Source organism: Sphingomonas sp. CCH10-B3 (assembly GCF_001556185.1).
Lineage (GTDB): Bacteria > Pseudomonadota > Alphaproteobacteria > Sphingomonadales > Sphingomonadaceae > Sphingomonas > Sphingomonas aquatica.
Genome location: NZ_LSIJ01000022.1, coordinates 1 through 22,596, shown reverse-complemented (window position 1 = coordinate 22,596; position 22,596 = coordinate 1). Strand labels below are relative to the sequence as shown.

The 22,596-nt window shown below is 65.3% G+C and carries 28 protein-coding genes; 12 read left to right on the top strand and 16 right to left on the bottom strand.

All coding sequences use genetic code 11. From position 1 onward, the window contains the following. Positions 1 to 84 precede the first annotated feature (84 nt). From ilvD to AX672_RS05450, 5 genes are all read left to right on the top strand, one after another. Complete coding sequence (gene ilvD, locus AX672_RS05470; protein WP_231731161.1) at positions 85 to 1,788, top strand: dihydroxy-acid dehydratase; 1,704 nt, start codon at positions 85 to 87, stop codon at positions 1,786 to 1,788. A 122-nt stretch (positions 1,789 to 1,910) separates the two neighbouring features. After that, positions 1,911 to 2,255, top strand: a complete 345-nt coding sequence (locus AX672_RS05465; RefSeq protein WP_066649465.1) for an ArsC family reductase — start codon at positions 1,911 to 1,913, stop codon at positions 2,253 to 2,255. Positions 2,256 to 2,313: 58 nt separating this feature from the next. Further along, positions 2,314 to 2,595, top strand: a complete 282-nt coding sequence (locus tag AX672_RS05460; protein WP_066649463.1) for a DUF427 domain-containing protein — start codon at positions 2,314 to 2,316, stop codon at positions 2,593 to 2,595. A 21-nt stretch (positions 2,596 to 2,616) separates the two neighbouring features. Further along, positions 2,617 to 3,267 carry an MOSC domain-containing protein gene (locus tag AX672_RS05455; RefSeq protein WP_066649461.1) on the top strand — a complete coding sequence of 217 codons (651 nt, stop codon included), beginning with the start codon at positions 2,617 to 2,619 and terminating at the stop codon, positions 3,265 to 3,267. Positions 3,268 to 3,328: 61 nt separating this feature from the next. Then, positions 3,329 to 3,763 (top strand): hypothetical protein, encoded by a 435-nt coding sequence (locus tag AX672_RS05450; protein ID WP_066649454.1) that lies wholly within the window; start codon positions 3,329 to 3,331, stop codon positions 3,761 to 3,763. On the opposite strand, the gene AX672_RS05445 is transcribed toward AX672_RS05450, so the two are convergent. Then, positions 3,760 to 3,978 carry a helix-turn-helix transcriptional regulator gene (locus AX672_RS05445; protein ID WP_066649451.1) on the bottom strand — a complete coding sequence of 73 codons (219 nt, stop codon included), beginning with the start codon at positions 3,976 to 3,978 and terminating at the stop codon, positions 3,760 to 3,762. The genes AX672_RS05450 and AX672_RS05445 overlap by 4 nt on opposite strands. Before the next feature lie 3 nt (positions 3,979 to 3,981). After that, positions 3,982 to 4,404, bottom strand: coding sequence for a hypothetical protein (locus AX672_RS05440; RefSeq protein WP_066649448.1), 423 nt, complete (start codon positions 4,402 to 4,404; stop codon positions 3,982 to 3,984). 126 nt (positions 4,405 to 4,530) lie between these two features. Between AX672_RS05440 and panB the strand changes: the two genes are divergently transcribed. The 6 genes from panB to AX672_RS05410 all read left to right on the top strand — a co-directional run bounded on the left by panB (position 4,531) and on the right by AX672_RS05410 (position 9,598). Continuing rightward, a complete protein-coding gene (panB, locus tag AX672_RS05435; RefSeq protein WP_066649445.1) occupies positions 4,531 to 5,391 on the top strand; it encodes a 3-methyl-2-oxobutanoate hydroxymethyltransferase in 861 nt (286 codons plus the stop codon). A 66-nt stretch (positions 5,392 to 5,457) separates the two neighbouring features. Next, positions 5,458 to 6,159 (top strand): tetratricopeptide repeat protein, encoded by a 702-nt coding sequence (locus AX672_RS05430; RefSeq protein ID WP_066649443.1) that lies wholly within the window; start codon positions 5,458 to 5,460, stop codon positions 6,157 to 6,159. Further along, positions 6,156 to 7,475 (top strand): PQQ-like beta-propeller repeat protein, encoded by a 1,320-nt coding sequence (locus AX672_RS05425; protein ID WP_066649441.1) that lies wholly within the window; start codon positions 6,156 to 6,158, stop codon positions 7,473 to 7,475. Before AX672_RS05430 ends, AX672_RS05425 begins: the two co-directional genes overlap by 4 nt. A 40-nt stretch (positions 7,476 to 7,515) precedes the next feature. Then, a complete protein-coding gene (der, locus tag AX672_RS05420; protein WP_066649439.1) occupies positions 7,516 to 8,880 on the top strand; it encodes a ribosome biogenesis GTPase Der in 1,365 nt (454 codons plus the stop codon). 2 nt (positions 8,881 to 8,882) lie between these two features. After that, positions 8,883 to 9,122 (top strand): sulfurtransferase TusA family protein, encoded by a 240-nt coding sequence (locus AX672_RS18160; protein ID WP_082730396.1) that lies wholly within the window; start codon positions 8,883 to 8,885, stop codon positions 9,120 to 9,122. A gap of 50 nt (positions 9,123 to 9,172) precedes the next feature. After that, complete coding sequence (locus AX672_RS05410; protein WP_066649436.1) at positions 9,173 to 9,598, top strand: Hpt domain-containing protein; 426 nt, start codon at positions 9,173 to 9,175, stop codon at positions 9,596 to 9,598. Here AX672_RS05410 and bfr read toward each other — a convergent pair. The 6 genes from bfr to purL all read right to left on the bottom strand — a co-directional run bounded on the left by bfr (position 9,595) and on the right by purL (position 15,206). Then, complete coding sequence (gene bfr / locus AX672_RS05405) at positions 9,595 to 10,074, bottom strand: bacterioferritin (protein ID WP_066649427.1); 480 nt, start codon at positions 10,072 to 10,074, stop codon at positions 9,595 to 9,597. The genes AX672_RS05410 and bfr overlap by 4 nt on opposite strands. A gap of 54 nt (positions 10,075 to 10,128) precedes the next feature. Further along, entirely contained in the window at positions 10,129 to 10,302 is a 174-nt protein-coding gene (locus tag AX672_RS05400; RefSeq protein WP_066649416.1) for a (2Fe-2S)-binding protein, read from the bottom strand. Between the two features lie 74 nt (positions 10,303 to 10,376). Next, entirely contained in the window at positions 10,377 to 11,618 is a 1,242-nt protein-coding gene (locus AX672_RS05395; RefSeq protein WP_066649414.1) for a DUF418 domain-containing protein, read from the bottom strand. Between the two features lie 75 nt (positions 11,619 to 11,693). Beyond that, positions 11,694 to 12,368, bottom strand: a complete 675-nt coding sequence (locus tag AX672_RS05390; protein ID WP_066649412.1) for a nitroreductase family protein — start codon at positions 12,366 to 12,368, stop codon at positions 11,694 to 11,696. Between the two features lie 80 nt (positions 12,369 to 12,448). Then, positions 12,449 to 12,892, bottom strand: a complete 444-nt coding sequence (locus tag AX672_RS05385; protein ID WP_202189246.1) for a hypothetical protein — start codon at positions 12,890 to 12,892, stop codon at positions 12,449 to 12,451. A 97-nt stretch (positions 12,893 to 12,989) separates the two neighbouring features. Next, positions 12,990 to 15,206: a phosphoribosylformylglycinamidine synthase subunit PurL gene (purL, locus tag AX672_RS05380; RefSeq protein ID WP_066649401.1), complete on the bottom strand. Its 2,217-nt coding sequence runs from the start codon at positions 15,204 to 15,206 to the stop codon at positions 12,990 to 12,992. Between the two features lie 366 nt (positions 15,207 to 15,572). Between purL and AX672_RS05375 the strand changes: the two genes are divergently transcribed. After that, on the top strand, positions 15,573 to 16,274 hold the full coding sequence (locus AX672_RS05375) for a hypothetical protein (RefSeq protein ID WP_066649398.1): 702 nt from the start codon (positions 15,573 to 15,575) through the stop codon (positions 16,272 to 16,274). Between the two features lie 21 nt (positions 16,275 to 16,295). Here the strand turns inward: AX672_RS05375 and AX672_RS05370 are convergent, their stop codons facing one another. The 8 genes from AX672_RS05370 to AX672_RS05335 form a co-directional block, all read right to left on the bottom strand. Beyond that, positions 16,296 to 16,961: an aquaporin gene (locus tag AX672_RS05370; protein WP_066649395.1), complete on the bottom strand. Its 666-nt coding sequence runs from the start codon at positions 16,959 to 16,961 to the stop codon at positions 16,296 to 16,298. After that, positions 16,958 to 17,314: an arsenate reductase (glutaredoxin) gene (gene arsC, locus AX672_RS05365; protein ID WP_066649543.1), complete on the bottom strand. Its 357-nt coding sequence runs from the start codon at positions 17,312 to 17,314 to the stop codon at positions 16,958 to 16,960. The genes AX672_RS05370 and arsC overlap by 4 nt, the downstream gene beginning before the upstream one ends. Beyond that, on the bottom strand, positions 17,314 to 17,739 hold the full coding sequence (locus tag AX672_RS05360; RefSeq protein ID WP_066649391.1) for an ArsI/CadI family heavy metal resistance metalloenzyme: 426 nt from the start codon (positions 17,737 to 17,739) through the stop codon (positions 17,314 to 17,316). Before AX672_RS05360 ends, arsC begins: the two co-directional genes overlap by 1 nt. Beyond that, positions 17,736 to 18,074: an ArsR/SmtB family transcription factor gene (locus AX672_RS05355; protein ID WP_066649388.1), complete on the bottom strand. Its 339-nt coding sequence runs from the start codon at positions 18,072 to 18,074 to the stop codon at positions 17,736 to 17,738. The genes AX672_RS05360 and AX672_RS05355 overlap by 4 nt, the downstream gene beginning before the upstream one ends. Before the next feature lie 47 nt (positions 18,075 to 18,121). Next, positions 18,122 to 19,096: an alpha/beta fold hydrolase gene (locus AX672_RS05350; protein ID WP_231731159.1), complete on the bottom strand. Its 975-nt coding sequence runs from the start codon at positions 19,094 to 19,096 to the stop codon at positions 18,122 to 18,124. A 2-nt stretch (positions 19,097 to 19,098) separates the two neighbouring features. Next, positions 19,099 to 21,045, bottom strand: a complete 1,947-nt coding sequence (locus tag AX672_RS05345; protein ID WP_066649377.1) for a S9 family peptidase — start codon at positions 21,043 to 21,045, stop codon at positions 19,099 to 19,101. Between the two features lie 65 nt (positions 21,046 to 21,110). Continuing rightward, positions 21,111 to 22,466: an acetyl-CoA carboxylase biotin carboxylase subunit gene (gene accC, locus AX672_RS05340; protein ID WP_066649375.1), complete on the bottom strand. Its 1,356-nt coding sequence runs from the start codon at positions 22,464 to 22,466 to the stop codon at positions 21,111 to 21,113. A 1-nt stretch (position 22,467) separates the two neighbouring features. Next, on the bottom strand, positions 22,468 to 22,596 hold a 129-nt coding region (locus AX672_RS05335), incomplete at its 5' end, for an acetyl-CoA carboxylase biotin carboxyl carrier protein (protein WP_168727349.1).

The following is a 22,596-nucleotide window of genomic DNA, read 5'->3' as shown; positions in this document are numbered from 1 at the left end:
GTAACATTACAACCAAATAGCGCTTGTACGCGATTTTTTATATCGTCAAGCGATCGGTCGCGCTAGACGCCAATGCCGATAGCGATGGGGAACACTGCACATATGCCCGATAATCACTTGCCGTCGCGCGATCTGGTGACCGGCGCCGCGCGCGCGCCCGCCCGCGCCATGCTGCGCGCCGCCGGCTTCGACGATGCGGCGATGGCCAAGCCGATGCTGGCGATCGTCAACAGCTGGTCGACGGTCACGCCGTGCAACATGCATCTGCGCGGGCTGGCCGATGATGTGCGGCGCGGGATCGAGGAAGCGGGCGGGACGGCAGTCGACTTCAACACGATCGTCGTCACCGACGGCATTTCGATGGGGACGCCGGGGATGCGCGCGAGCCTGATGAGTCGCGAGACGATCGCCGATTCGGCCGAGCTCGCGGTGCGCGGGCACATGCTCGACGGGGTGGTGTTCCTCGTCGGCTGCGACAAGACGATCCCGGCGGCGGCGATCGCGGCGGCGCGCCTCGATCTGCCGAGCGTCATTCTTTACGGCGGGTCGATCATGCCGGGGCACATCGGCGACAAGGCGATCACGATTCAGGATGTGTTCGAAGCCGTCGGCGCGCATGGCGCAGGCACGCTCGACGATGCCGGGCTTAAGGCGGTGGAGGTAGCGGCGTGCCCCGGCGCAGGGGCGTGCGGCGGGCAGTTCACCGCCAACACGATGGCGCTGGCGATGAGTTTTCTCGGGCTGTCGCCGATGGGCCTCAACGATGTTCCCGCGACGCATCCCGACAAGGGCGCGACAGCGGCCGAGGCGGGGCGGGTGCTGGTGGGGGCAGTGCGCGCGGGGCGCAATGCCCGCAAGTTAATCACGCCGACCAGCTTGCGGAATGCCGCGGTGGCGGGCACCGCGACGGCGGGTTCGACCAATCTGATCCTCCATCTGCTCGCGATCGCGCGCGAGGCCGGGATCGGCGCCGACGAGTTCGGGCTCGACCTGTTCGATTCGCTGTCGCGCACCACGCCAGTGATCGCCGATCTCAAGCCCGGTGGTCGCTTCATGGCGCCCGACATGAGCGCGGCAGGCGGCACGCGGCTGCTCGGGCGGCGGCTGATGGAAGCGGGGCTGATCACCGACGCGCCGACCGTCACTGGCGCGACCTTGTTCGAGACTTTCGCCGACGCCCACGAGACGCCGGGCCAGCAAGTGATCGTCACCGCCGACGCGCCGATCAAGGCGCGCGGCGGCTATGGCATTCTCTACGGCAATCTCGCCCCCGAAGGCTGCGTGGTGAAGCTGGCGGGGCATGAGCGGCTGAGCTTCGAAGGTCCCGCCAAAGTGTATGACGGCGAGGAAGCGACCTTTGCCGCGCTCGAAGCGGGCGAGATCGTGGCGGGCGATGTCGTCGTCATTCGCGGCGAAGGGCCGGTGGGCGGGCCCGGCATGCGCGAGATGCTGGCGGTGACGGCGGCGATCCAGGGGCGGGGGCTGGGCGACAGCGTCGCGCTCGTCACCGACGGGCGATTCTCCGGCGCGACCTATGGCTTCATGGTCGGGCATATCAGCCCCGAGGCTGCACGCGGCGGCCCGATCGCGCGTCTCGCGACCGGTGACCGGGTGCGGATCGACGTCGAGGCACGCGTGCTCGAAACCGACGCCGATCTTGCCGCGCGGCCCCAGCCCGAGCCCAGGCGCCAGCGCGACGTCATCGGCGTCTATGCCAAATATGCGCGCAGCGTCGGCTCGGCATCGCATGGCGCTGTCACCAGCGGGGCCGATCTGAGCCCCGCCTGATTGTCCGGATTGCCGCAGGCTAGCGAGGCTAGCCGCGCGGCATCCCGACAGCGAGAATCGCCTCTGCGGCGGTGACGCGCCTGCCATTCCCTCTTGCGCCCGCTCGGGCTAGGGAAGCGGGCATGACGACGATCTATGGCATCAAGACCTGCGACACCGTTCGCAAGGCGCGCGCGTGGCTCGACGCGCATGGCATCGCCCACCGCTTCCACGATTACCGCGCCGAGGGCATCGACGAAGCCCGGCTGCGCGGCTGGGCCGACGTGCTCGGCTGGGAAAAGCTGCTCAACCGGAGCGGGCCGAGCTTTCGCAACCTGCCCGATGCCGACAAGGCCGATCTGGACGAAGCCAAGGCGATCGCGCTGATGCTGGCCAACCCGACGCTGATCAAGCGCCCGGTGCTCGAGGCCGGCGATGCGCTGCTGCTGGGTTTCAAGCCCGACGAATATGGTGCCAAGCTCGCCTGAGCCTCTGGCGCCGGAGCGCGCGGCCCCCATATCGCGGGCGCAACAACGGAGCATCGCCATGGTAACCGCGACCTGGAACGACACGGTCATCGCCCAATCGGACAAGACGATTGTCGTCGAGGGCAATCACTATTTCCCGCCCGACGCCGTCAACACGGCGCTGCTGGAAGATAGCGGCACCCATTCGACCTGCCCGTGGAAGGGTGTGGCCAGCTACAAGACGATCGTGGTCGGCGACGCGCGCAATGCCGATGCGGTGTGGTACTATCCCGAGCCGAAATCGGCCGCCGACAACATCAAGGGCTATTTCGCCTTCTGGAAGGGCGTTAAGGTCGCCTGACCCTTCGTCGGGAGCATCTCCATGACCGTGATCGCCACGCTTCAATCGCTGCAGATCGGCAAGATCGCGCCGATCGGTCCCGACGCCGTCCCAAGCGGCATCGTCAAGCATCCGGTCGACGGCCCCGTCGAGCTGCGCGGTCATCAGTTGGTCGGTGACGAGACCGCCGACCTGACGGTGCACGGCGGCCCCGACAAGGCCGTCTATGCCTATTCGGCCGATCACTATCCGGTATGGGCCAGCGAGCGCCCGGGACACGCCGCGCGGCTGACGCCCGGCGTGTTCGGTGAAAATCTGACGATCGCGGGCATCACCGAGGCCGATCTTTGCATCGGCGACATCCACGCGATCGGCAGCGCCCGGCTGCAGGTCTGCCAGCCGCGCCAGCCCTGTTTCAAATTCGCGCTCCGTTTCGAGGATGCGACGATGCCCAAGGCGATGGTCCGCTCGGGGCGGTCGGGCTGGTATTATCGCACGATCGAGGAGGGCGTGCTGCAGGCCGGCGATAGCGTGGCGCTGGTCGAGCGTCCGCATCCGGGGCTGGTGTTCACGCGGATGGTCGAAATCGTCAATTTCGGCCAGGCGAGCGGCGACGAACTCGCGTTGATGGCCGAATCGAACGGGCTGGCGCGCTGGCTGCAGATCCGTGCCAAGGCCGCGCTCCACGCCTGATCTTGTGCCGTCGACGATTCGCGCGCAGCATCGACGCGGATCAAGGGGGGAGGGGATCGCAATGAGCGCACAATTCGGCAAACCGCCGCTATGGTTCTGGATCGTCAGCGTGGTCCTGTTCCTGTGGGCGTGCATGGGACTGTTCGCCTTCTACAGCCAGGTGCTCGACAGCGCCGGGATCGCCGCGCTGCCCGACTATGATCGCCAGCTACTGACCTCGATGCCGATGTGGCTCAATGCTGTCTATGCCATCGCCGTTTTGTCGGGCGCGCTGGGCGGGGTGCTGTTGCTGGCGCGTTCGGCGCACGCAAGGCTGCTGTTCCTCGTTTCGCTGGTCAGCGTGATCGTGCAGTTCGGCTACACGCTCGGCGCGACCGATCTGATCGCCGTGAAGGGTTTGCTGGTCGCAGCAGGCTTCCCGGTCTTCATCATCGCGATGGGTGTGGTCCAGCTCTGGTTCGCCCGGCTCGCAACGGGGCGCGGCTGGCTGCGCTAGTCCTCGGGCACCCGCCACTGGAAGACCTCGTCCAGCGGCTTGCCGAATACGGCCGCGATCCGGAACGCAGCCTCCAGCGAGGGCGAATATTTGCCCGCTTCGATCGCCGCGATCGTCTGGCGGGTGACGCCGATCGCCTCGCCAAGTTCAGCCTGCGTCATTTCGCCCGCGAGGAAGCGCAAGGTCCTGATATTATTGGTGAAGGGCAAAGCCATCACTCAATAGCCGCGCCGGTAGTAATAAAGCTGGGCACCGACGCGGACAAGCTCTGCAATTACAACAGTAGCTATAAGTATATTGAGCTGCATTGCCGAACTGAAATGGTGAAAGATCGAGAATAAATTTGCCCACGCTCCCAAGACGAGCGGGTAATAAGCTGCATGGGTGCCTTTGAGGTGAATGATCTGCTCGCGCTCATCTTCTTTAAGATGAGCTTCGCGTGGCGCGCGGATGGCCAGTGCAGCGGCTGCGATAGACATTGATCCGATAATCACAATGGTTACAGGCACCAACATGCCTGCGACCGCGGCGACGCCGGCCGGGCGGTCGACGATCGACCAGGGGTAAGCCAGAAAATACCAGCCAAATGCGGCGGCAAGGCTTGCGAAGGCAACCCAATGGATTTTTTCCCGAAAGGCCATGTGTGCTCCTTAAATGGTAACCATTCTTGACTCAATGTTATATAAAACTGACATTGAGTCAAGACAGATGAACTCGACTGACGTCTACGCTGGCGGCGACGGCCGTCTCGCGCTAGCGCTACGCCCATGTCGACGACCTACACCATCGATACCGCCACCAGCCGCGCGACGCCGACGCCTGCGCCGATGAAGCGGCTGACCATCCCCGCGATCCGCGCGCGTAAGGGTGCTGAGCCGCTGGTGATGCTGACCGCTTACACGGTGCGGATGGCGCAGCTGCTCGATCCGCATTGCGACTTGCTGCTCGTCGGCGACAGCCTGGGGCAAGTGATCTATGGCCTGCCCTCGACGCTGCCGGTCACGCTCGAGATGATGGCGGCGCATGGCGCGGCGGTGGTGCGCGGCAGCTATCACGCAGTCGTGGTGATCGACATGCCGTTCGGCAGCTACGAAACCTCGCCTGAAGTCGCGTTCGAAAGCGCCGCCTATCTGATGAAGGAAACCGGCGCGGCGGCGGTAAAGCTCGAAGGTGGGCAGGCGATGGCGCCGACGGTGCGCTTCCTCGTCGAGCGAGGCATTCCCGTGATGGGACATGTCGGGCTGACGCCGCAGGCAGTGAATGTGCTTGGCGGCTACGGTGCGCGTGGCCGAACCCAGGCTGAGGCGGCCAAAATCCTCGACGATGCGCGCGCGATCGATCAGGCGGGCGCGTTCGGCATCGTCATCGAAGGCGTGGTCGAACCGATTGCGGTCGAGGCGACGCGCACGCTCGATTGCCCAACGATCGGCATCGGCGCGTCGGCGCAGTGCGACGGGCAAGTGCTGGTGATCGACGACATGCTTGGCATGTTCGATCGCACGCCCCGTTTCGTGAAGCGCTATGACGATCTCGCTGGCCGTATTTCCGCCGCGGTTCAAACCTATGCGGACGAGGTGCGTTCCCGTGCCTTTCCCGGACCGGAACAGACTTACGCGCCCAAGGATTGAGGCACTTTCGCATCGCGCGCCGCGCCGCTAAGGTCCGCGCCTTTCCAGACCCAAGGGGAATTGAACTTGGCCGTTACGCCGCAAACCAACCAAGCATTCCTGCGCGAAGTCGATGAAGAATTGCGGCGCGAACAAGCAGTCCGGTTGTGGCAGCGCTATGGTCGCCTGTTGATCGGCGCAGTCGTGGTCGGGCTGGCCGTGTTCGGCGGTTATCTGATCTGGCAGAACAACCGGGAGCAAACGGCGGGCGCGCTGGGTGTCAAGCTGTCGACCGTGTTCGAAACGCTTGGCCGGGGCGATGTGAAGGCGGCGGAAAAGCCGCTGGCCGAACTCGCGGCCTCGTCGAGCGACGGCTATGCCGCCAGCGCGCGCTTCGTGCAGGGCGACATTGCGCTGCAGAAGAACGATCTGAAGGCGGCTGCGCGCATATTCGGCGCGATTGCCAATGATCAGGGCCTGTCGCCCGCGTTCCGCGATCTTGCATTGATCCGTCAGACGACGGCCGAATTCGATACGCTGAAGCCCGACACGGTGATCACGCGACTGAAGCCACTCGCGGTCAAGGGGAATCCCTGGTTCGGCAGCGCCGGCGAACTGGTCGCGATGGCCTATCTCCAGACCAACCGCCGCGCCGAGGCAGCCAAGCTGCTCAAGGCTGTCGCCGACGATGAAAAGCAGCCTGAAACGCTGCGCACACGCGCGGTGCAGATGGCCGGCACGCTCGACGTGGCCGCCGTCGCGACCAGCAAGGAAACGAAGCCGCAATGAAGAACAGACTGACGCTTTCGGTCGCGCTGACCGCGCTGCTCGCGCTCGGCGCCTGCGGGACGTTCAAGGGACCGAAAAAGACGCCGACCCTGGGCGACCGCGTGCCGATCCTCGTGTCCGAAAACGGGGCCGAGGCTGATCCGGCGATGGCGCAGGTCGACGTGCTGCTGCCGCCCGCCGAAACCAATATCAACTGGGCGCAGCCCGGCGGCGACGCGTCGAAATCGATGGGGCATGTCACGCTGGCGGCCAACCCGACCCGGCTGTGGAGTGCGCGTATCCGCGGCGGCACACCGAAGCTGCGGCTGGGCGCGGCGCCGGTCGTTGCCGACGGCAAGCTGTTTGTGGTCGATGTCGGCGCGATGGTGACGGCGTTCGCCGCCGACACGGGGCGCAAGCTGTGGAGCGTGCCGATCTTTGCCGACAAGAAGAACCGCGAAGCTCGCTTCGGCGGCGGCGTCAGCTTTGATGACGGCAAGCTGTTCGCAACCGACGGCCTTGGCGACGTCGTCGCGCTGTCGGCCAGCGACGGCGCGCTGCTGTGGCGCGTGAAGCCGGGCGGCCCGCTGCGCGGCGCCCCGACGGTGTCGAACGGTGCCGTCTATGTGTTGAGCCAGGATAACCAGCTGTTCGCGCTATCGCAGGCGGATGGCTCGGTGCAGTGGAGCCAGACCGGCACGCTTGAGTCGCAGGGTGTGTTCGGCGTCGCGGCACCGGCTACCGGCCGCGGCACGGTGGTCGCGGGCTTCTCGTCGGGCGAACTCAACGCCTATCGCTACGAAAACGGCCGCACGCTTTGGTCCGACACGCTGTCGCGCACCAGCGCGTCGACGTCGGTGTCGAGCATCGCCGACATCGATGCCTCGCCGGTGATCGATCAGGACCGTGCCTATGCGATCGGCGAAGGCGGGCGCATGGTCGCGCTTGAAATCACCACCGGGCGGCGGCTGTGGGAACTCAACATCGCCGGCATTTCGACGCCGTGGATCGCGGGCGAATGGCTGTTCGTGTCGACCGACGACGGCCGCATGCTCTGCCTGTCGCGTGCCAATGGCAAAGTTCGCTGGATCACCGACATCGGCGGCTTCAAGAACAAGAAGAAGCGCACCAATCCGATTTATTGGTCGGGGCCGGTGCTGGCGAGCGGGCGACTGATCGTCGTCAACTCGCGCGGCGAAATTCTGTCGGTCAAGGCGTCGAACGGCGAAGTCGGCAGCAAGATCAAAGGCGCCGCGCCGTTTTCGCTGCCCCCGATCGTTGCCAACAACATCCTCTACGTGCTCGACAGCAAGGGCAAGATTACGGCCTATCGCTGAGACGCTGGCAGTGACCGGCCTTTCGGCCTAGGAGGCGGCGATGGCACATCTTCCCGTCGTCGCGATTATCGGTCGTCCCAATGTCGGCAAATCGACGCTGTTCAACCGGCTCGTCGGCAAGAAGCTGGCGCTGGTCGACGATCGCCCCGGCGTCACCCGCGATCGACGCGAAGGCGATGCGACTCTGATCGGCCTCGATTTCCGGGTCGTCGACACCGCCGGTTACGAGGATGAGGACGCACAGACGCTCCCTGGCCGGATGCGGCAGCAGACCGAAGCGGCGCTGAAGATGGCCGACGTCGCGCTGTTCATGATCGACGCACGCGCCGGCATCGTGCCGCTCGATGAAGAGATCGCGCGCTGGTTGCGCGGATCGACCACGCCTGTGGTGCTCGTCGCCAACAAGGCCGAGGGGCGCGCGGGTGAGGCGGGCGTGCTCGATTCGCTCGCGCTCGGCTTCGGCGATCCGGTGCAGCTCTCGGCCGAACATGGCGAAGGCATGGGCGACCTGTTCGAAGCGCTGTTCCCCCACCTCGACGGCAAGGCCGAGGCCGAGGAGGAAGTCGACCTCGATGATCCTGCCGCGCCGCTCAAGCTCGCGATCGTCGGGCGGCCAAATGCGGGTAAGTCTACGCTGGTCAATCGCATTCTCGGCGAAGACCGCATGATCACTGGCCCCGAAGCCGGCATCACGCGCGATTCGATTGCGGTCGACTGGATCTGGGACGATCCTGCCTCGGGGCCGCGCAAGGTGCGGCTGATCGACACCGCCGGCATGCGCAAGCGCGCCAATGTTCAGGACAAGCTCGAGAAATTGTCGGTCGCCGACGCGCTCCACGCGATCGATTTCGCCGAGGTCGTGGTCCTGCTGCTCGATGCGACGCGCGGGCTGGAAGTGCAGGACCTGAAGATCGCTGACCGCGTGCTGCAGGAAGGCCGCGCGCTCGTCATCGCGATGAACAAATGGGACGTGGCCGAAGATGCCTCGAAGCTGTTCAACGGCGTGCGCGCGGCGCTCGACGAAGGGCTGGCGCAAATCCGCGGCGTGCCGCTGCTGACGGTGTCGGCGGTGACGGGGAAGGGCATCGATCAGTTGCTGGCGGCCGCGTTCGAGGTGCGCGAGGCATGGTCGCGGCGGGTGTCGACCGGCGAGCTCAACCGCTGGTTCGAACGCGCGGTCGAGGCCAATCCACCGCCCGCGCCCGGCGGCAAGCGCATCAAGCTGCGCTATCTGACGCAGGCCAAGACGCGCCCGCCGGGCTTCGTGCTGTTCGGCACTCGCGTCGATCAGCTGCCCGAGAGCTATCAGCGCTATCTGGTCAATGGCATCCGCCGCGATCTGGGCTTCGGCGCGGTGCCGGTGCGCCTCACGCTGCGCGCGCCCAAGAATCCGTTCGGCAATTGACCATGCGGATCGACGCGCGCGGGCTGCGTTGCCCGTGGCCTGCGATCCGGCTGGGGCGGGCATTGCGCGAGGGCGCCGAGCGGGTCGAGATCGTCGCCGACGATCCCGCTGCACCGGGCGAACTTGCCGCCGTTGCAGCCGCGGCGGGCGCGGACATCACGTTGATCAAAAAGGATTCCGCGTCACATTTTCGAGTTGAGCGGCGCAGCGGCGTCAACAACTCATTTACCCCCCTCGGCTAAGACGGTCGGGAACCCGGTGGGCGGGGCCGGCTTGGGCAAAGGGTGGACGCGTGTCGGTAACGCAGAGCAAATTGGTCGACTGGGATGCCTTCGCCACCGCGCGCGCGGAACTGGGCGCTGGTTTCGTGCGCATTCTCGGCTATTTTCAGGAAGACGGCACCAAGTCGGTCGAGGCGATCGAAGTCGCGATGCGGGCGAAGAATGCCGCTGCGATGGTGATTCCCGCGCACACGTTGAAGGGCGAAGCGCGCCAGTTCGGCGCCGGGCCGCTGGCCGACGCGGCGGAGCGAATCGAACTGATCGCCCGCCAGTGTGTCGAAACGCATGACTCGCCCGACGAGGCGCTGGAAACGGTCGTCGGGCTGCGCCAGCTGTTCGATGAAACGCTAATGCTGTTGCTGCGCGAAGCCAATCCGCTGGTCGAACGCCGCCAGGGTTTCGGCAAGCGCTCGGTGAGTGGCTTCGGTCGCGCCTAGGCTTCGGCCGCGGTGCTGTTGAGCTGGATGTAGTTGCCGATCCCCATCCGTTCGATCATTTCGAACTGGGTTTCGATCATGTCGACATGCTCTTCCTCATTGCTGAGGATCGACGCGAACAGGTCGCGGCTCACATAATCGCGGACGGTTTCGCAATGCTCGATGGCGTCGCGAAGCACGGCGATCGCTTCATGCTCGAGCGCGAGATCGGCCTTCAGGATTTCTTCGACGCTCTCGCCGATGCGCAGGCGGCCGAGCAGCTGGAAATTGGGCAGTCCTTCGAGGAACAGGATACGCTCCGCCAGCTTGTCGGCGTGCTGCATTTCCTCGATCGATTCGTGGCGCTCGTGCGCGGCGAGTTTGCGAACGCCCCAATTGTCGAGCATCCGGTAATGGAGCCAATATTGATTGACGGCTGTCAGCTCGTTCTTCAGGACGAGATTGAGGAAGTCGAGGACCTTGGCGTCGCCCTTCATAATGCGCTCCTTGCCGACACTGCTACTCCCTCTGACAGTGAAGGGGAGTGACCGTCAAGCGGCGGCGCGTTCTTCCGCCAAAATTGCCCGAGCGGCGCGAATGCACTGGCCGCATTTGGCGCGGCAGCCGAGCGAGCGATAGGTCGCGCACGCACTGACCGCATCATCCCGCCGGGCGGCTTCGCGCAATTGCTGCTCGCGGATGTTGTTGCAGATGCAGACGACCATTGACCCTCGCTCTCGCCACATAGCTTACGCTAATGCGAGTGATTCGCAAGGGCCTTATTGCGAGCGCATCGCAATCACCGCGTCATCGGCTGGAACTGCCCTCGAGCGAGGCTGCGCCAGACCCATTCGAACGGGCCATAGCGGAAGCGTTCGAGCCACGGCTTCGACCACAGCAGGATCAGCGCCCAGACCGCGAACACAACGATGTAGAGCTGCGCGCGGCTGAGATAGCCGAACAGCCCGAAGCCATAGCCATAGAAGAGCGTGGTGCAGATGATCGTCGTCATCAGATAATTGGTGAACGCCATCCGCCCGGCCGCCGCGACACGATCGACCAGCGCACCGCCGTGCCGCGCCAGCAGCGCGATCAGGCTCGCCCAGCCCATGATCATCAGCGGGCGGAACGGCGCCGACAGCGCAACGACACACAGTGCCGTCGCAAAGGCGCTGAACCCCGCGCTCACCAGATACCAGGCCAGCGCGACATAGGCCGGGATGCCGATGCCGAAACCGATCAGCAGCCAGCGGCGATAGCGTTCGACCGGCCATTCACCGCGCAACATGCCTGTCTTCAGCAAGGCCATGCCGAACAGCATATAGGCGAGCGTTTCCATGCCGACGAAGACCAGGGTGCCGAACACCGGTGCGGCACTTTCTTCGGCGCGCTTGGCGACGGTGTCGGCGTAGCTGCCCCGATAGTCCGCCAGCTCCTCGGCGATCTTCTTGGCCGAGGGCTTGCCGAATGTGTCTTCCATGTCCTGGCGCCGCTCGATCGCCTTGGCGGTCGCCTTGGGCTTGTTGGCAGCGGCCTCGGTTGCCGCGACAGCGAACGGCAGCCCGGCCACCAGCAGCGTTTGCACGCTGAGCAGGATCACGCCGGTGATTACCAGCGCCCGTGGCCGCCAGTTGCGGAAGAAGAACAGGATCAGGCCGATCAGTGCATAATGCTGCAGGATGTCACCCCACCACAGCAGGTAAAGGTGGAGCAACCCGAACACCAACAGCCACGCCATTCGCGCATAGTGAATGCGCGCCGCACTTGCCCCCCGGGCCTGCGCGCGCTCGATCACCAGCAACGTCGACGCGCCGAACAGGAACGAGAACAGCCCGCGCATCTTGCCGTCGAACAGGACGAAATTGAAAAGATAGACGCCCAGATCGATCCCGGTATCGCCGCCATAGGCACGCGGGTTGAGATAAGCGGCTTCGGGCATGCCGAAACCGGCGATGTTCATGATCAGGATGCCCATCACCGCGACGCCGCGAACGACGTCGAGCGTGGCAATGCGATCGCCCGAGGGCGCGGTGTCGGCCATGAAATCCCCCCGAATTTGCCGTCTTATTACGTTAACACAGCCGGAGGGTCAACGCTCGCTGCGGCGGGCGCCGCGTCACAGCCAGCTGCTGATCTGGTCGAGCGGCTTCTTGCGCAGCGCGTGGAGCGGCACGGTCGCGTCGGGCGCGGCATGGCCGGCGACCACGATCATCATCGGCTTCTCGCTGTCGGGCCGGGCGCAGACGCGGTTGAGGAAGCGCATCGGATTGGGGGTGTGGGTGAGCGTCGCGATGTTCGCCGCGTTGAGCGCGGCCAGCAGGAAGCCGGTGGCGATGCCGACGCTTTCGTTGACGTAATAATTCTGCTTGTCGTCGCCGGGGTCGATCCCGCCGCGCCGCTGGGCAAAGACGACGATCAGCCAGGGCGCGACCTCGAGATAGGATTTGTCGGCATCGGTGCCGAGCGGCGCCAGCGCCTCAAGCCATTCGGGGCTGGCCTTGCCCGCGTAAAAGGCGTGCTCCTCATCCTCGGCGGCGGCGCGGACCTGCGCCTTGATTTCGGGCGAGCCGATCACCGCGAAATGCCAGGGCTGGTGGTTGGCACCCGATGGCGCGGTGCCTGCCGCCTCGATCGCGGCTTCGATCACCGCGCGCGGCACCGGCGTGTCGCTGAAGTAACGGCAGGTGCGCCGCTGGCGGAGTTCGTCGCGAAACGCCTGCGCGCGCGCGATGCGATCGTCGTCGGGGAGGGCGGGCAGGCCGGGCCAGGGCTGGGCAGGGTGGTCGAGCATCGCGCGACGATGCCTGCCGTTGACCGATCGGGCAAGCGCTCGCCGTGCGCCGCCTGCCCGATCGGGTATGGACTACCCCTCTAGCGCAGCCACCCGCGTCGATCGGCGTGCAGTGCCAAGGTCAAAAGGCCGACCGCAATCGCGACGACGGTCGACAGGATGATAACTTGCGGCACGCCAAACGCCGCAAAAACGCCTTCGGTGATGTCGCCAATGTAAAGCGCGACGTAACCGACCAGCGACACGGCGAGCGCCGTCGTGGCCGCGCGGCGACCCGCCAGCAACAGCAGTGCGCCGACCGTCCCGCCAAATACGCCGATCGCAAACACCGTTGTCATCCAGGCCGGTAGCGCAGCGTAAAGCGTCGCCTGTGCCTGAGTCATGCCCTTCGCCATCAGCATCGTCGGCGTCGCGAAGACCTGGCCCGACCACTGGACGATGCCGAAGACATTCCACGCCACGCCAAGCGCGGCCAATACCCGAAGCCCGACTGGCAATCGCCGTGCCGTCATCGCCATTTCCATCGTCATCTCCATCACAGGGGACCGATCAGCGCGATCAATCCTTCCGATCAGAGACGTTGCGCTATGGTCGATCTCGACAGCGCCACCGAAAAAATCTTCAGGCGGCCGTCGCTCCCATCAGCGTCGGGAAGAACGCCTGATGCGCCGCGCGCAGATCGTCGAGCGCCACGACATGGTCGGTGCGCGGGCATTCCACGATGATGCGCTTGGCGATCGTCCGCCCGATCCGCTCGACATTGACCTCCGAATCGATCGAGGCGTGGAGGAAATCGTTCAGCTGCTCGTCGCGCACGGTGGCGACGTAAAGCCCCTGATCCTCGGCGAAATAGGTCTCGGCGAGGCCATAGGGCAGCGGCGCCGACAGCATCGCACCGATATTCCCGGCCAGCGCCATTTCGGCGACCGCGACCAGCAGCCCGCCGTCGGACACGTCGTGGACCGCGCTGAGCGCGCGCTTCGCGATCCAGTCGCGCACGAAGTCGCCGGCGCGACGTTCGGCGTCGAGGTCGACGCGCGGCGGCGGGCCATCCTCGCGCCCGTGCAGTTCGCGCAGCCACAGCGACTGGCCGAGGTGATGGCGCGGCTCGCCGATCAGCACGATGACGTCGCCGGTGCCCTTGAAGGCAATCGTCGCCGCCTTGGTCCAGTCGTCGATCAGCCCGACGCCGCCGATCGCGGGGGTGGGAAGGATCGCGCTGCCCGATCCGTCGTCGTTCTTGGTCTCGTTGTAGAGGCTGACGTTGCCGCTCACGATCGGGAAGTCGAGCGCACGGCACGCCTCGGCCATGCCCTCGATGCAGCCGACGAACTGGCCCATGATCTCGGGCCGCTGCGGGTTGCCGAAATTCATGCAGTCGGTGGTCGCGAGCGGCTTTGCTCCGACCGCGCTGAGATTGCGGAACGCCTCGGCGATCGCCTGCTTGCCGCCCTCGACGGGGTCGGCAAAGCAATAGCGCGGGGTGCAATCGGTGGTGATGGCGAGCGCCTTCTTTGCCCCATGCACGCGCACCACCGCCGCGTCGCCGCCGGGCGGCTGGAGCGTGTCGCCGCCGACTTTCTGGTCATATTGTTCCCAGATCCAGCGACGGCTGGCGAGATCGGGCGAGGCCATCAGCTTGAGCAGATCGGCCGCGACATCGGTGCAGCTCGGCACATCGACCAGCGCCTTCGCAGGCGGCGTCGGCACCCAGGGCCGGTCGTAGAGCGGCGCATCATCGGCGAGCGGGGCGAGCGGGATGTCGGCGACCGTCGCGCCGTGGTGGACCAGTACCATCCGCCCGGTATCGGTGACTTCGCCGATCACCGCGAAATCAAGTTCCCACTTGCGGAAGATCGCCTCGGCCTCGGCCTCGCGGCCCGGCTTGAGCACCATCAGCATCCGCTCCTGCGACTCCGACAGCATCATTTCATAGGCGGTCATGCCGGTCTCGCGCTGTGGCACCTTGTCCATGTCGAGCCGGATGCCGACGCCGCCCTTCGACGCCATCTCGACGCTCGAGGAAGTGAGTCCCGCCGCGCCCATGTCCTGAATGGCGACGATCGCGTCCGACGCCATCAGTTCGAGGCAGGCTTCGATCAGCAGCTTTTCGGTGAAGGGGTCGCCGACCTGCACGGTCGGGCGCTTTTCCTCCGAATCCTCGCCGAAATCGGCCGAGGCCATCGTTGCGCCGTGAATGCCGTCGCGTCCGGTCTTGGAGCCGACATAGACGATCGGATTGCCGACGCCCGACGCAGCCGAATAGAAGATCTTGTCTTGCTCTGCGACGCCGACCGTCATCGCGTTGACGAGGATGTTGCCGTCATAGGCGCGGTGGAAATTCACTTCGCCGCCGACGGTCGGCACGCCCACGCAATTGCCATAGCCGCCGATGCCGTGGACGACGCCCGCGATCAGGTGGCGCATCTTGGGATGATCGGGCCGTCCGAAGCGCAGCGCGTTCATGTTGGCGACCGGCCGCGCGCCCATCGTGAACACGTCGCGCAGGATGCCGCCGACGCCGGTCGCCGCACCCTGATAGGGTTCGATGTAGCTCGGATGGTTGTGGCTCTCCATCTTGAAGATCGCCGCCTGCCCGTCGCCGATATCGATCACGCCGGCATTCTCGCCGGGGCCGCAAATGACTTGCGGGCCGGTGGTGGGCAGCTTCTTCAGATGGATGCGGCTCGACTTGTAGCTGCAATGCTCCGACCACATCACTGAGAAGATGCCGAGCTCGGTCAGGTTCGGCTCGCGCCCGAGCGCCTTCAGGACGCGGGCATATTCGTCTTCGGACAGGCCGTGCTGGGCGACGATGTCGGGCGTGATTTCGGTCATGGCGCAGGCTTTAGCCGCACTGGACGGCGGCGTCACCATGTCCAATCTTGTCACCGCCTCAAGCTTGTGACAGCCTTTGATACGGAGGCTTGGGTTATGCTCTCGCGTCGTCAGCTGCTTTATGGGGCCGGTGTCGCGGCTCTTGCCGGTTGCGCCAGAGCACCGGCAGTTCCCGCGTCTTTGCCAAACTACCGCTGGTCGCGGCTCATCCCTGCAGGGCCGTTTCGCAAGAACTATAACTTTCCGGTGCATGTCGCGCCGGATGGCAGGTTCATGCTTTTGCAGTCGGAACGCTGTTGGTCGTCGCGCGATGCGATCCGGTGGCACCCAGAACCATTGCCGCCATCGGGATCGAATACCGCCTATATGCCGACGCTGTTCCACGATGGCGCGACATGGGTATTGGGACGACATCGCGGGAATTATCAGGAGTATGCAATCGACCCGTTGATCCAGCGCACGGCGAATTGGCAGCGTTGGGAGGCCGTTGGCGAAGCGCCGGATTTTCCCGAGCTGATCTTCGCTACTGCGGCCAGCTTTGGCGGGTGGATCTGGATCATCGGCGGCTACCGCAAGGGGCAGGCGGTTGCCGAGGTCTGGCGGTCACGCGATGGTTTGCGCTGGGAAGCGATGCCGAAACCGCCCTGGTCGCCGCGCGCAGCGGCCAAGGCTGTCGTGTTCCATGATCGCCTGCTCATCATCGGCGGCGGCGAAATAGACGGCGTAGCGAGCAACGACATCTGGTCGACCGTCGATGGCAAGCTATGGCGGCGCGACTGCGCGCAGATTGCGCCCGAACGGCCGGTGGGCTTCAGCCCGCAAGTGTTCGATGACCGGCTCTGGCTGGTGGGGGCGAATCGATCGGGCAGCTTTCGCAGCGAAATGCTGGTGTCGGACGATGCGAAGAACTGGGTGCCGGTTCGCGCGCCTTGGAGCCCGCGCGGCGGCGTCGCGACATGGGTCGACGGGAGCCGAATGCTGATAACGGGTGGCAAGAATTCGCACGTTGAGCGGGGCGAAACCGTGTTCGTCTATTCAAACGATGTCTGGGCAATGACGCGCGGCTGAACAGGCAGCGTTCCGCTTGGACTATGCCTGCTGGCGATGCGCGACCGTCGGCTTGAGCCAGTTGGCAAAACGCATGGCCACCCAAGCGCCGGCGATCTGTGCCATGATGAAGGCGGGCACGTCGACCGGGCGAATCCCCGCAAAGCTGTCGGTCAGCGCGCGGGCAATCGTGATCGCCGGATTGGCGAAGCTGGTCGACGAGGTGAACCAATAGCCCGCGACGATCCACAGCGCGACCAGAGCGGGCACGGCTTCCGGGCGCTGGCGGCTGCCGACGACAATCGTGAACAGCAGGCCGAAGGTGGCGATGAACTCGCCGATCCATTGGCCCGTGCCGGTGCGGATATGGGTGCTTGCTGCGATCAGTGGCATATCGAACATCGCGTGCGCGGCCACGACCCCGACCACGCCGCCCACAAGCTGCATCGCGATAAAGGGCAGCCACAACCTGCGCGCGCCGAGCATCAACGTCACCGCCGGATTGAAATGCGCGCCCGATACCGGGCCGAGCAACGTGATCAGCACGTAAAGCACGGCGCCGGTGGCGGCGGTATTGCCGATCAGCGCAACGGCGACATTGCCGCCCGCCAGGCGCTCGGCCATCAAGCCCGAACCGACCACGGTTGCGAATAGGATCAACGAGCCGATGAATTCCGCCGCGAGCGCGCGGCTGCCGCCCGCGGTCACAAAATCTCGTGCACTGTCTCGGGCGGTCGGCACAGGCGAACGCCCTTGCCGGTTTCCACCAAGGGGCGCTGGATCAGGATCGGATGCGCCATCATTGCGTCGAGGATCGTCGCTTCATCGGCATCCGCCAGGCCGAGCTCAGCGACAAGCTCGGCGGCAGGCGAGCTGGTTGTGCGCAGCCCCTCGCGGTGCGTCAGTCCGGCGTCACGGTGGAGCTGGACCAGCTTTTCGCGGGTCGGTGGCTCTTGCAGATACTCGATCACGGTCAGCTCGATCCCCGGAGTCTGCTGAAGGATGGCGAGCGTGTTGCGCGATGTCCCGCAGGCCGGATTGTGCCAGATCGTTGCGTTCATCATGCGCAGCCGCACGCGGTCTTGGCGGTCAGCGCGTCGATCGTCGCCGACGTGCCATAGGTCGTCGCGTCACCGTGCGTTAGGAAGGTTTCCCAGACCACGCCCTGCGGATCGGTGATCCAGCTCTTTTCGGACTTGGCGTAGCAGCAGGTGGTTGCGCCTTCCTCGACCACGCGCGCGTCGGCCTTGTCCAACCGGGCATAGACTTCCGCGAGTTCGCCCGCGTCCTCGACCTGAATGCCCAGATGCTCGACGCCTGCCTTCACGCCGCGCGCCGAAATCGCGAAGTTGACGCGCGGATCGTCGAGCATCCATTTGGCATAGTCGGGCTTGAGTACGGTCGGCTCGCTCGCGAACAAGGTCGAATAGAAGCCGACCGACCGGTCGAGATCATCGACAGCGACATGGACATGCAGGCGCTTCATGCGGCGTTCCTTTCGGTGGGGAGGGCATTGTCGGCGGGCGCGCAAGTGCCACCGCCACAGCAGTTTTCGGTGAGGTAGCCGACCAGTGCCGTCATCGCGGCGAAGTCGGCCGAGTAGATGATCGAGCGTCCGGCGCGCACGGCGCGGACTAGCCCGGCGCGCTCGAGCTGCGCGAGATGGAAGGACAGCGACGACGCGGCGATGCCCAATCGCGTGGCGATATCACCTGCCGCCAGACCTGCCGGCCCCGCTTCAACGAGCGCACGAAACGCAGCCAGCCGATGGTGCTGGGCAAGCGCGCCGAGCGCGGCGATGATCCGGTCCGAGTCGTTCATTTCGATATTTCGATTACTATGGAAATATCGAAATGGCAAGCTGTCGGTCAGCGGTCGCGGCTGGCTTGTTCCAGAAATGCCCGCACGTCGGCCGCGCTCTGGTCGGCGCGTTCTTCCATCGGGATGTGGCCGGTGTTGGGATAGACGATCAGCTTGCTGCCCGGGATATGGTCGTGCAGCCATCGCCCTGACGACACCGGGATCAGGCGATCCTGAGCCCCCCACAAGATCAGCACCGGCATTTCCAGCCGCCCGAGCATCGCCGGGGTCGCGGGGTCGGACGGCGTCGCAAAGCGTTCGATCGTCGCCTCGCGATTGCCGGGGTAGCGCAGCAATTCCCAGTAAAGGTCGACCGCCTTGTCGTCGGCAAGCTTGGGATTGGCATAGGCCTGCGGCAAGCCATCGGCGATCAGGCTGCGCGGCGTGACCACCGTGGCGAGATTGCGGATGACCGGCATCCGCGCGATGCGAAAGGCGAGCGGCGGGGTTTGGCTTCCCGGCTCGGGCTGGCCGACCGAATCGACCAGCATCAGCGCATTGACTCGCTCGGGATGGGCGAGCGCATAATGCCACGCCACGCCGCCGCCCATCGAATTGCCGGCAAGGGCAAAGCGGTTGAGGCCGAGCCTCGTGCGCATGCGCTCGACCACATCGACGAAATCGGTAGTGGCATAGCGGTGCGTCGGGTTGGCGCCGGTCAGGCCATGCCCGGGCAGGTCGAAGCGGATCACCCGGTAGCGATTGCCAAGCCGCTCGGCCCATGGCTCCCAGGTGTGGAGCGAGGCGTTGGAGCCATGCAGCAGCACCAGCACCGGCGCATCGCGCGGGCCGGTGTCACGCAGATGCACCGTCAGCCCGCCGCCCAGATCGACGAACTGCGACGGCGGCCCGCCATATTTGGCGCGCATCGCGGCGGCATCGGTATCAGGCGTGCGAAAGACGACCAGCGTCCCCGCGATAACCGCGACAGTGATCAGCAGCGCCCCGCCCAGCAGCTTCAGCAATCGGCGTGCAGCGCGCACCATTACTTCGCCGGCGCGCCCTTCAGATATTTGTCGAACCAAGCGACCGTGCGCTTGAGCGAGTCGAGCTGGTTCTCGCGCTTCTGGAAGCCGTGGCCTTCGGCCGGGTAGAAGATCGTCTCGACGATATTGCCCTTGGCTTTCAGGATGTCGTTTACTTCCTGCGCCTGCCCGCGCGGCACGCGGATGTCGTTCTCGCCCTGGATCGTCAGCAGCGGTGCCTTTGCGGCGTTGATGTAGGTGAGCGGCGAGGCGGCGTCATAGACTTTCGGATCGCTGTCGGGCGTGCCGAGCAGGCCGCGCTGATAGGCCTTCAGCAGCTCGTCCTGATCGCGGTACATCGTCCGCCAGTTGATGATGCCGAACCACTGGACGGCTGCGGCGAATTCGTCGGGCGTGCGACCGATCGCCATCAGCGTCATGAAGCCGCCATAGGAGCCGCCGAAAATGCCGACGCGCTTGGGATCGACATAGCCGGTCGCGACGAGGAAATTCTTCGCTGCGACCGTATCCTTCAGGTCGCCGCCGCCCAGGTCCTTGAAATTGCCGTCCTGGAACGCCTTGCCATAGCCGGTCGAGCCGCGGAAATTGGGCTGGATCACCATATAACCGCGGCTCGCAAAGGCCGTCGCGTAGCGGCTGTAACCGTCGAGCGCCTGGCTGGTCGGGCCGCCATGTGGCAACACGATCGCCGGGTTGCTGCCGTCGCGCTTCAGATTGGCGGGGATGGTCACTACCGCGCTGATCAGCGTTCCGTCGAAGCTTTTGTAGGTGACGACCGTCGATTTGGGCAACACTTCGGGCGTCAGGCTGGCGATCGCGAGCTGGGTTGCGGGCCGCGACTGACCGCTTGAGAGATCGTAGAGATAGAGATTGGTTGGCGTGTCCGCCCCCGAATGGGTGACGAGCAGCGTCTTGCCGTCGGGCGAGCGCGGATCGGCACCTGTCAGTCCATTGACGCCGGGCGGGATCGCCAGCGCCGTTTCTGTGCCGCTCGCCAAATCGTAGCGATACAGGGTGGTGCGCGTGTCGGCGTTGGTGGCGAAGATCAACGCCTTGCCGTCGCGGGTGAAATTATAGGCCTGCTGTTCCCACGGCGTCGACTTCACCCATTTCCAGCTCTTGGCGACGGTATCGTAGATGCCGACATGTGGCTGGCCGGTGCCTTCATCGGTGCTGACCGCGATCAGCCGCCCGTCGGGAGTGGCGTCGCCGGCAAAATAGATAGTGTCGGCCTTGCCGATCAGCTTCGTCGCTGCCCCCGTCGCGGCGTCGATGCGCCAGACTTCGGTAACTTTGCTGTCGACACGGTCGCGATTGGCGATGATTGCCTTGCCGCCATCGACCCAGGCAACCGCGGCCCAGCCGAACCGCGGGTCGGCTTCCTTGGTCAGCACGCGGACGGTGCCGTCGGCGTCCATCACCGCGAGGTTGGACTGGCCTTCGCTCTTGAGCTTCGTCGACAGCGCGATCGCACCATTCGCGCCGCCCGCGAGCATGCTGCCTTCGCGCCGGTCGGGGGTGCGGGTGATCTGTTCGACCGCGCCGCCGTCGACGGGGACCCGGTAGATGTCGGGATATTCGTTGCCGCCGACGTCCTGCTGGAAATAGACATATTTGCCATCGGCCGATGGCGTCAGGCCGGTCTGCGCGTCATCGGACTGGGTGAGTTGGACCGGCCAGCTGCCGCTGGCATCGGTACGCCAGATGTTGGTGCGGCCGGTCAGGTTGGTGGCGACAAAAATCTGCTTCCCATCGGCGCTCCACGCCGCGCCGGCAAGGCTGCGCGAGGTGCCGATGTCCTCGACCGGCACTGCCCGCGCCTTGGGATTGGCGGGCGAGGTTACGCTTTTCGGATCGGTCACCGGCCGTGTGGGCGTCGGGATTTCGGCGGCGAGCGGCGCGGCGGCAACACTCGTCAGCAACAGGGTGGCGATCAGGCGGCGCATCGGACATCTCCCCTTGTCGATATTGTCGCGCGAGTGTGGCACGCGATCGCGACAGGGTGAAGTCTCTACCGGTCGTCGTCGCGCGCCAGCCACGCCTCCAGCCACTTGATCGTATAGTCGCCCTTCTGGAATTCGGGGTCGTCGAGCAGGGCCTGATGGAGCGGGATTGTGGTCTTCATCCCCTCGATCACGAATTCGCGCAGGGCGCGGCGCAGGCGGCGCAAGGCGCCCTCGCGACTGTGCCCCCAGACGATCAGCTTGGCGATCATCGAGTCGTAATAGGGCGGCACTTTGTAACCGTCGTAGAGCCCGCTATCGACGCGAACGCTCATGCCGCCCGGCGCATGATAGGCCTTCACCAAGCCCGGCGACGGCGCGAAGGTGCGCGGGTCCTCGGCGTTGATGCGGCATTCGATCGCGTGACCGCGAAACTCGACATCCTGCTGGCGCAGCGTCAGCCCATGCCCCTCGGCAACGCGGATCTGCTCGCGGACCAGATCGAGCCCGGTGATCGCTTCGGTGACCGGATGTTCGACCTGAAGCCGGGTATTCATCTCGATGAAATAGAATTCGCCGTTTTCCCAAAGGAATTCGATCGTGCCCGCGCCGCGATAGCCCATGTCGGCCATTGCCTTTGAGCAGACCCCGCCGATCCGATTGCGCTCTTCGGGCGAAAGGACGGGCGAGGGCGCTTCCTCCAGCACTTTCTGGTGGCGGCGCTGAAGCGAGCAATCGCGCTCGCCGAGGTGGATCGCATTGCCATTGCCGTCGCCGAACACCTGAATTTCGATATGGCGCGGATTGCCGAGGTATTTTTCGAGATAGACCGTCGCATCGCCGAACGCCGCCTTGGCCTCGGTCCCGGCCTGCTGCATCTGCGTTTCGAGATCTTCGGGCGAATTGACGACCTTCATGCCGCGCCCGCCGCCGCCCGACGCCGCCTTGATGATCACCGGATAGCCGACGCGTTCGGCAATCGCCTTGGCCTCGGCCACGTCGCTGATCGCACCGTCGGAGCCGGGGACGAGCGGCAGGCCGAGTGCGCCCGCCGTCCGCTTGGCCTCGACCTTGTCGCCCATCGTGCGGATATGTTCGGGCTTGGGGCCGACGAAGATGATGTCATGCGCTTCGACGATTTCGGCAAACCGCGCGTTTTCGCTCAGGAATCCATAGCCGGGGTGGATCGCGTCGGCGCCCGAGATTTCAGCCGCCGAAATGATCGCCGGGATGTTCAGATAGCTTTCGGCGGCAGCGGGTGGGCCGATGCAGATCGCCTGATCGGCAAGGCGGACGTGCATCGCGTCGCTGTCGGCGGTCGAATGCACCGCGACCGTTTCGATCCCCATTTCGTGGCACGCGCGGTGGATGCGAAGCGCGATTTCGCCGCGATTGGCGATCAGCAGTTTCTTGATGTCGGGCATGTCAGGCGATGATGACCAGCGGCTGATCGAATTCGACCGGCTGGCCGCTGTCGACCAGCACGGCGACCACGGTGCCGCCCGTCGGCGCGGTGATCGGGTTCATCACCTTCATCGCTTCGATGATCAGGAT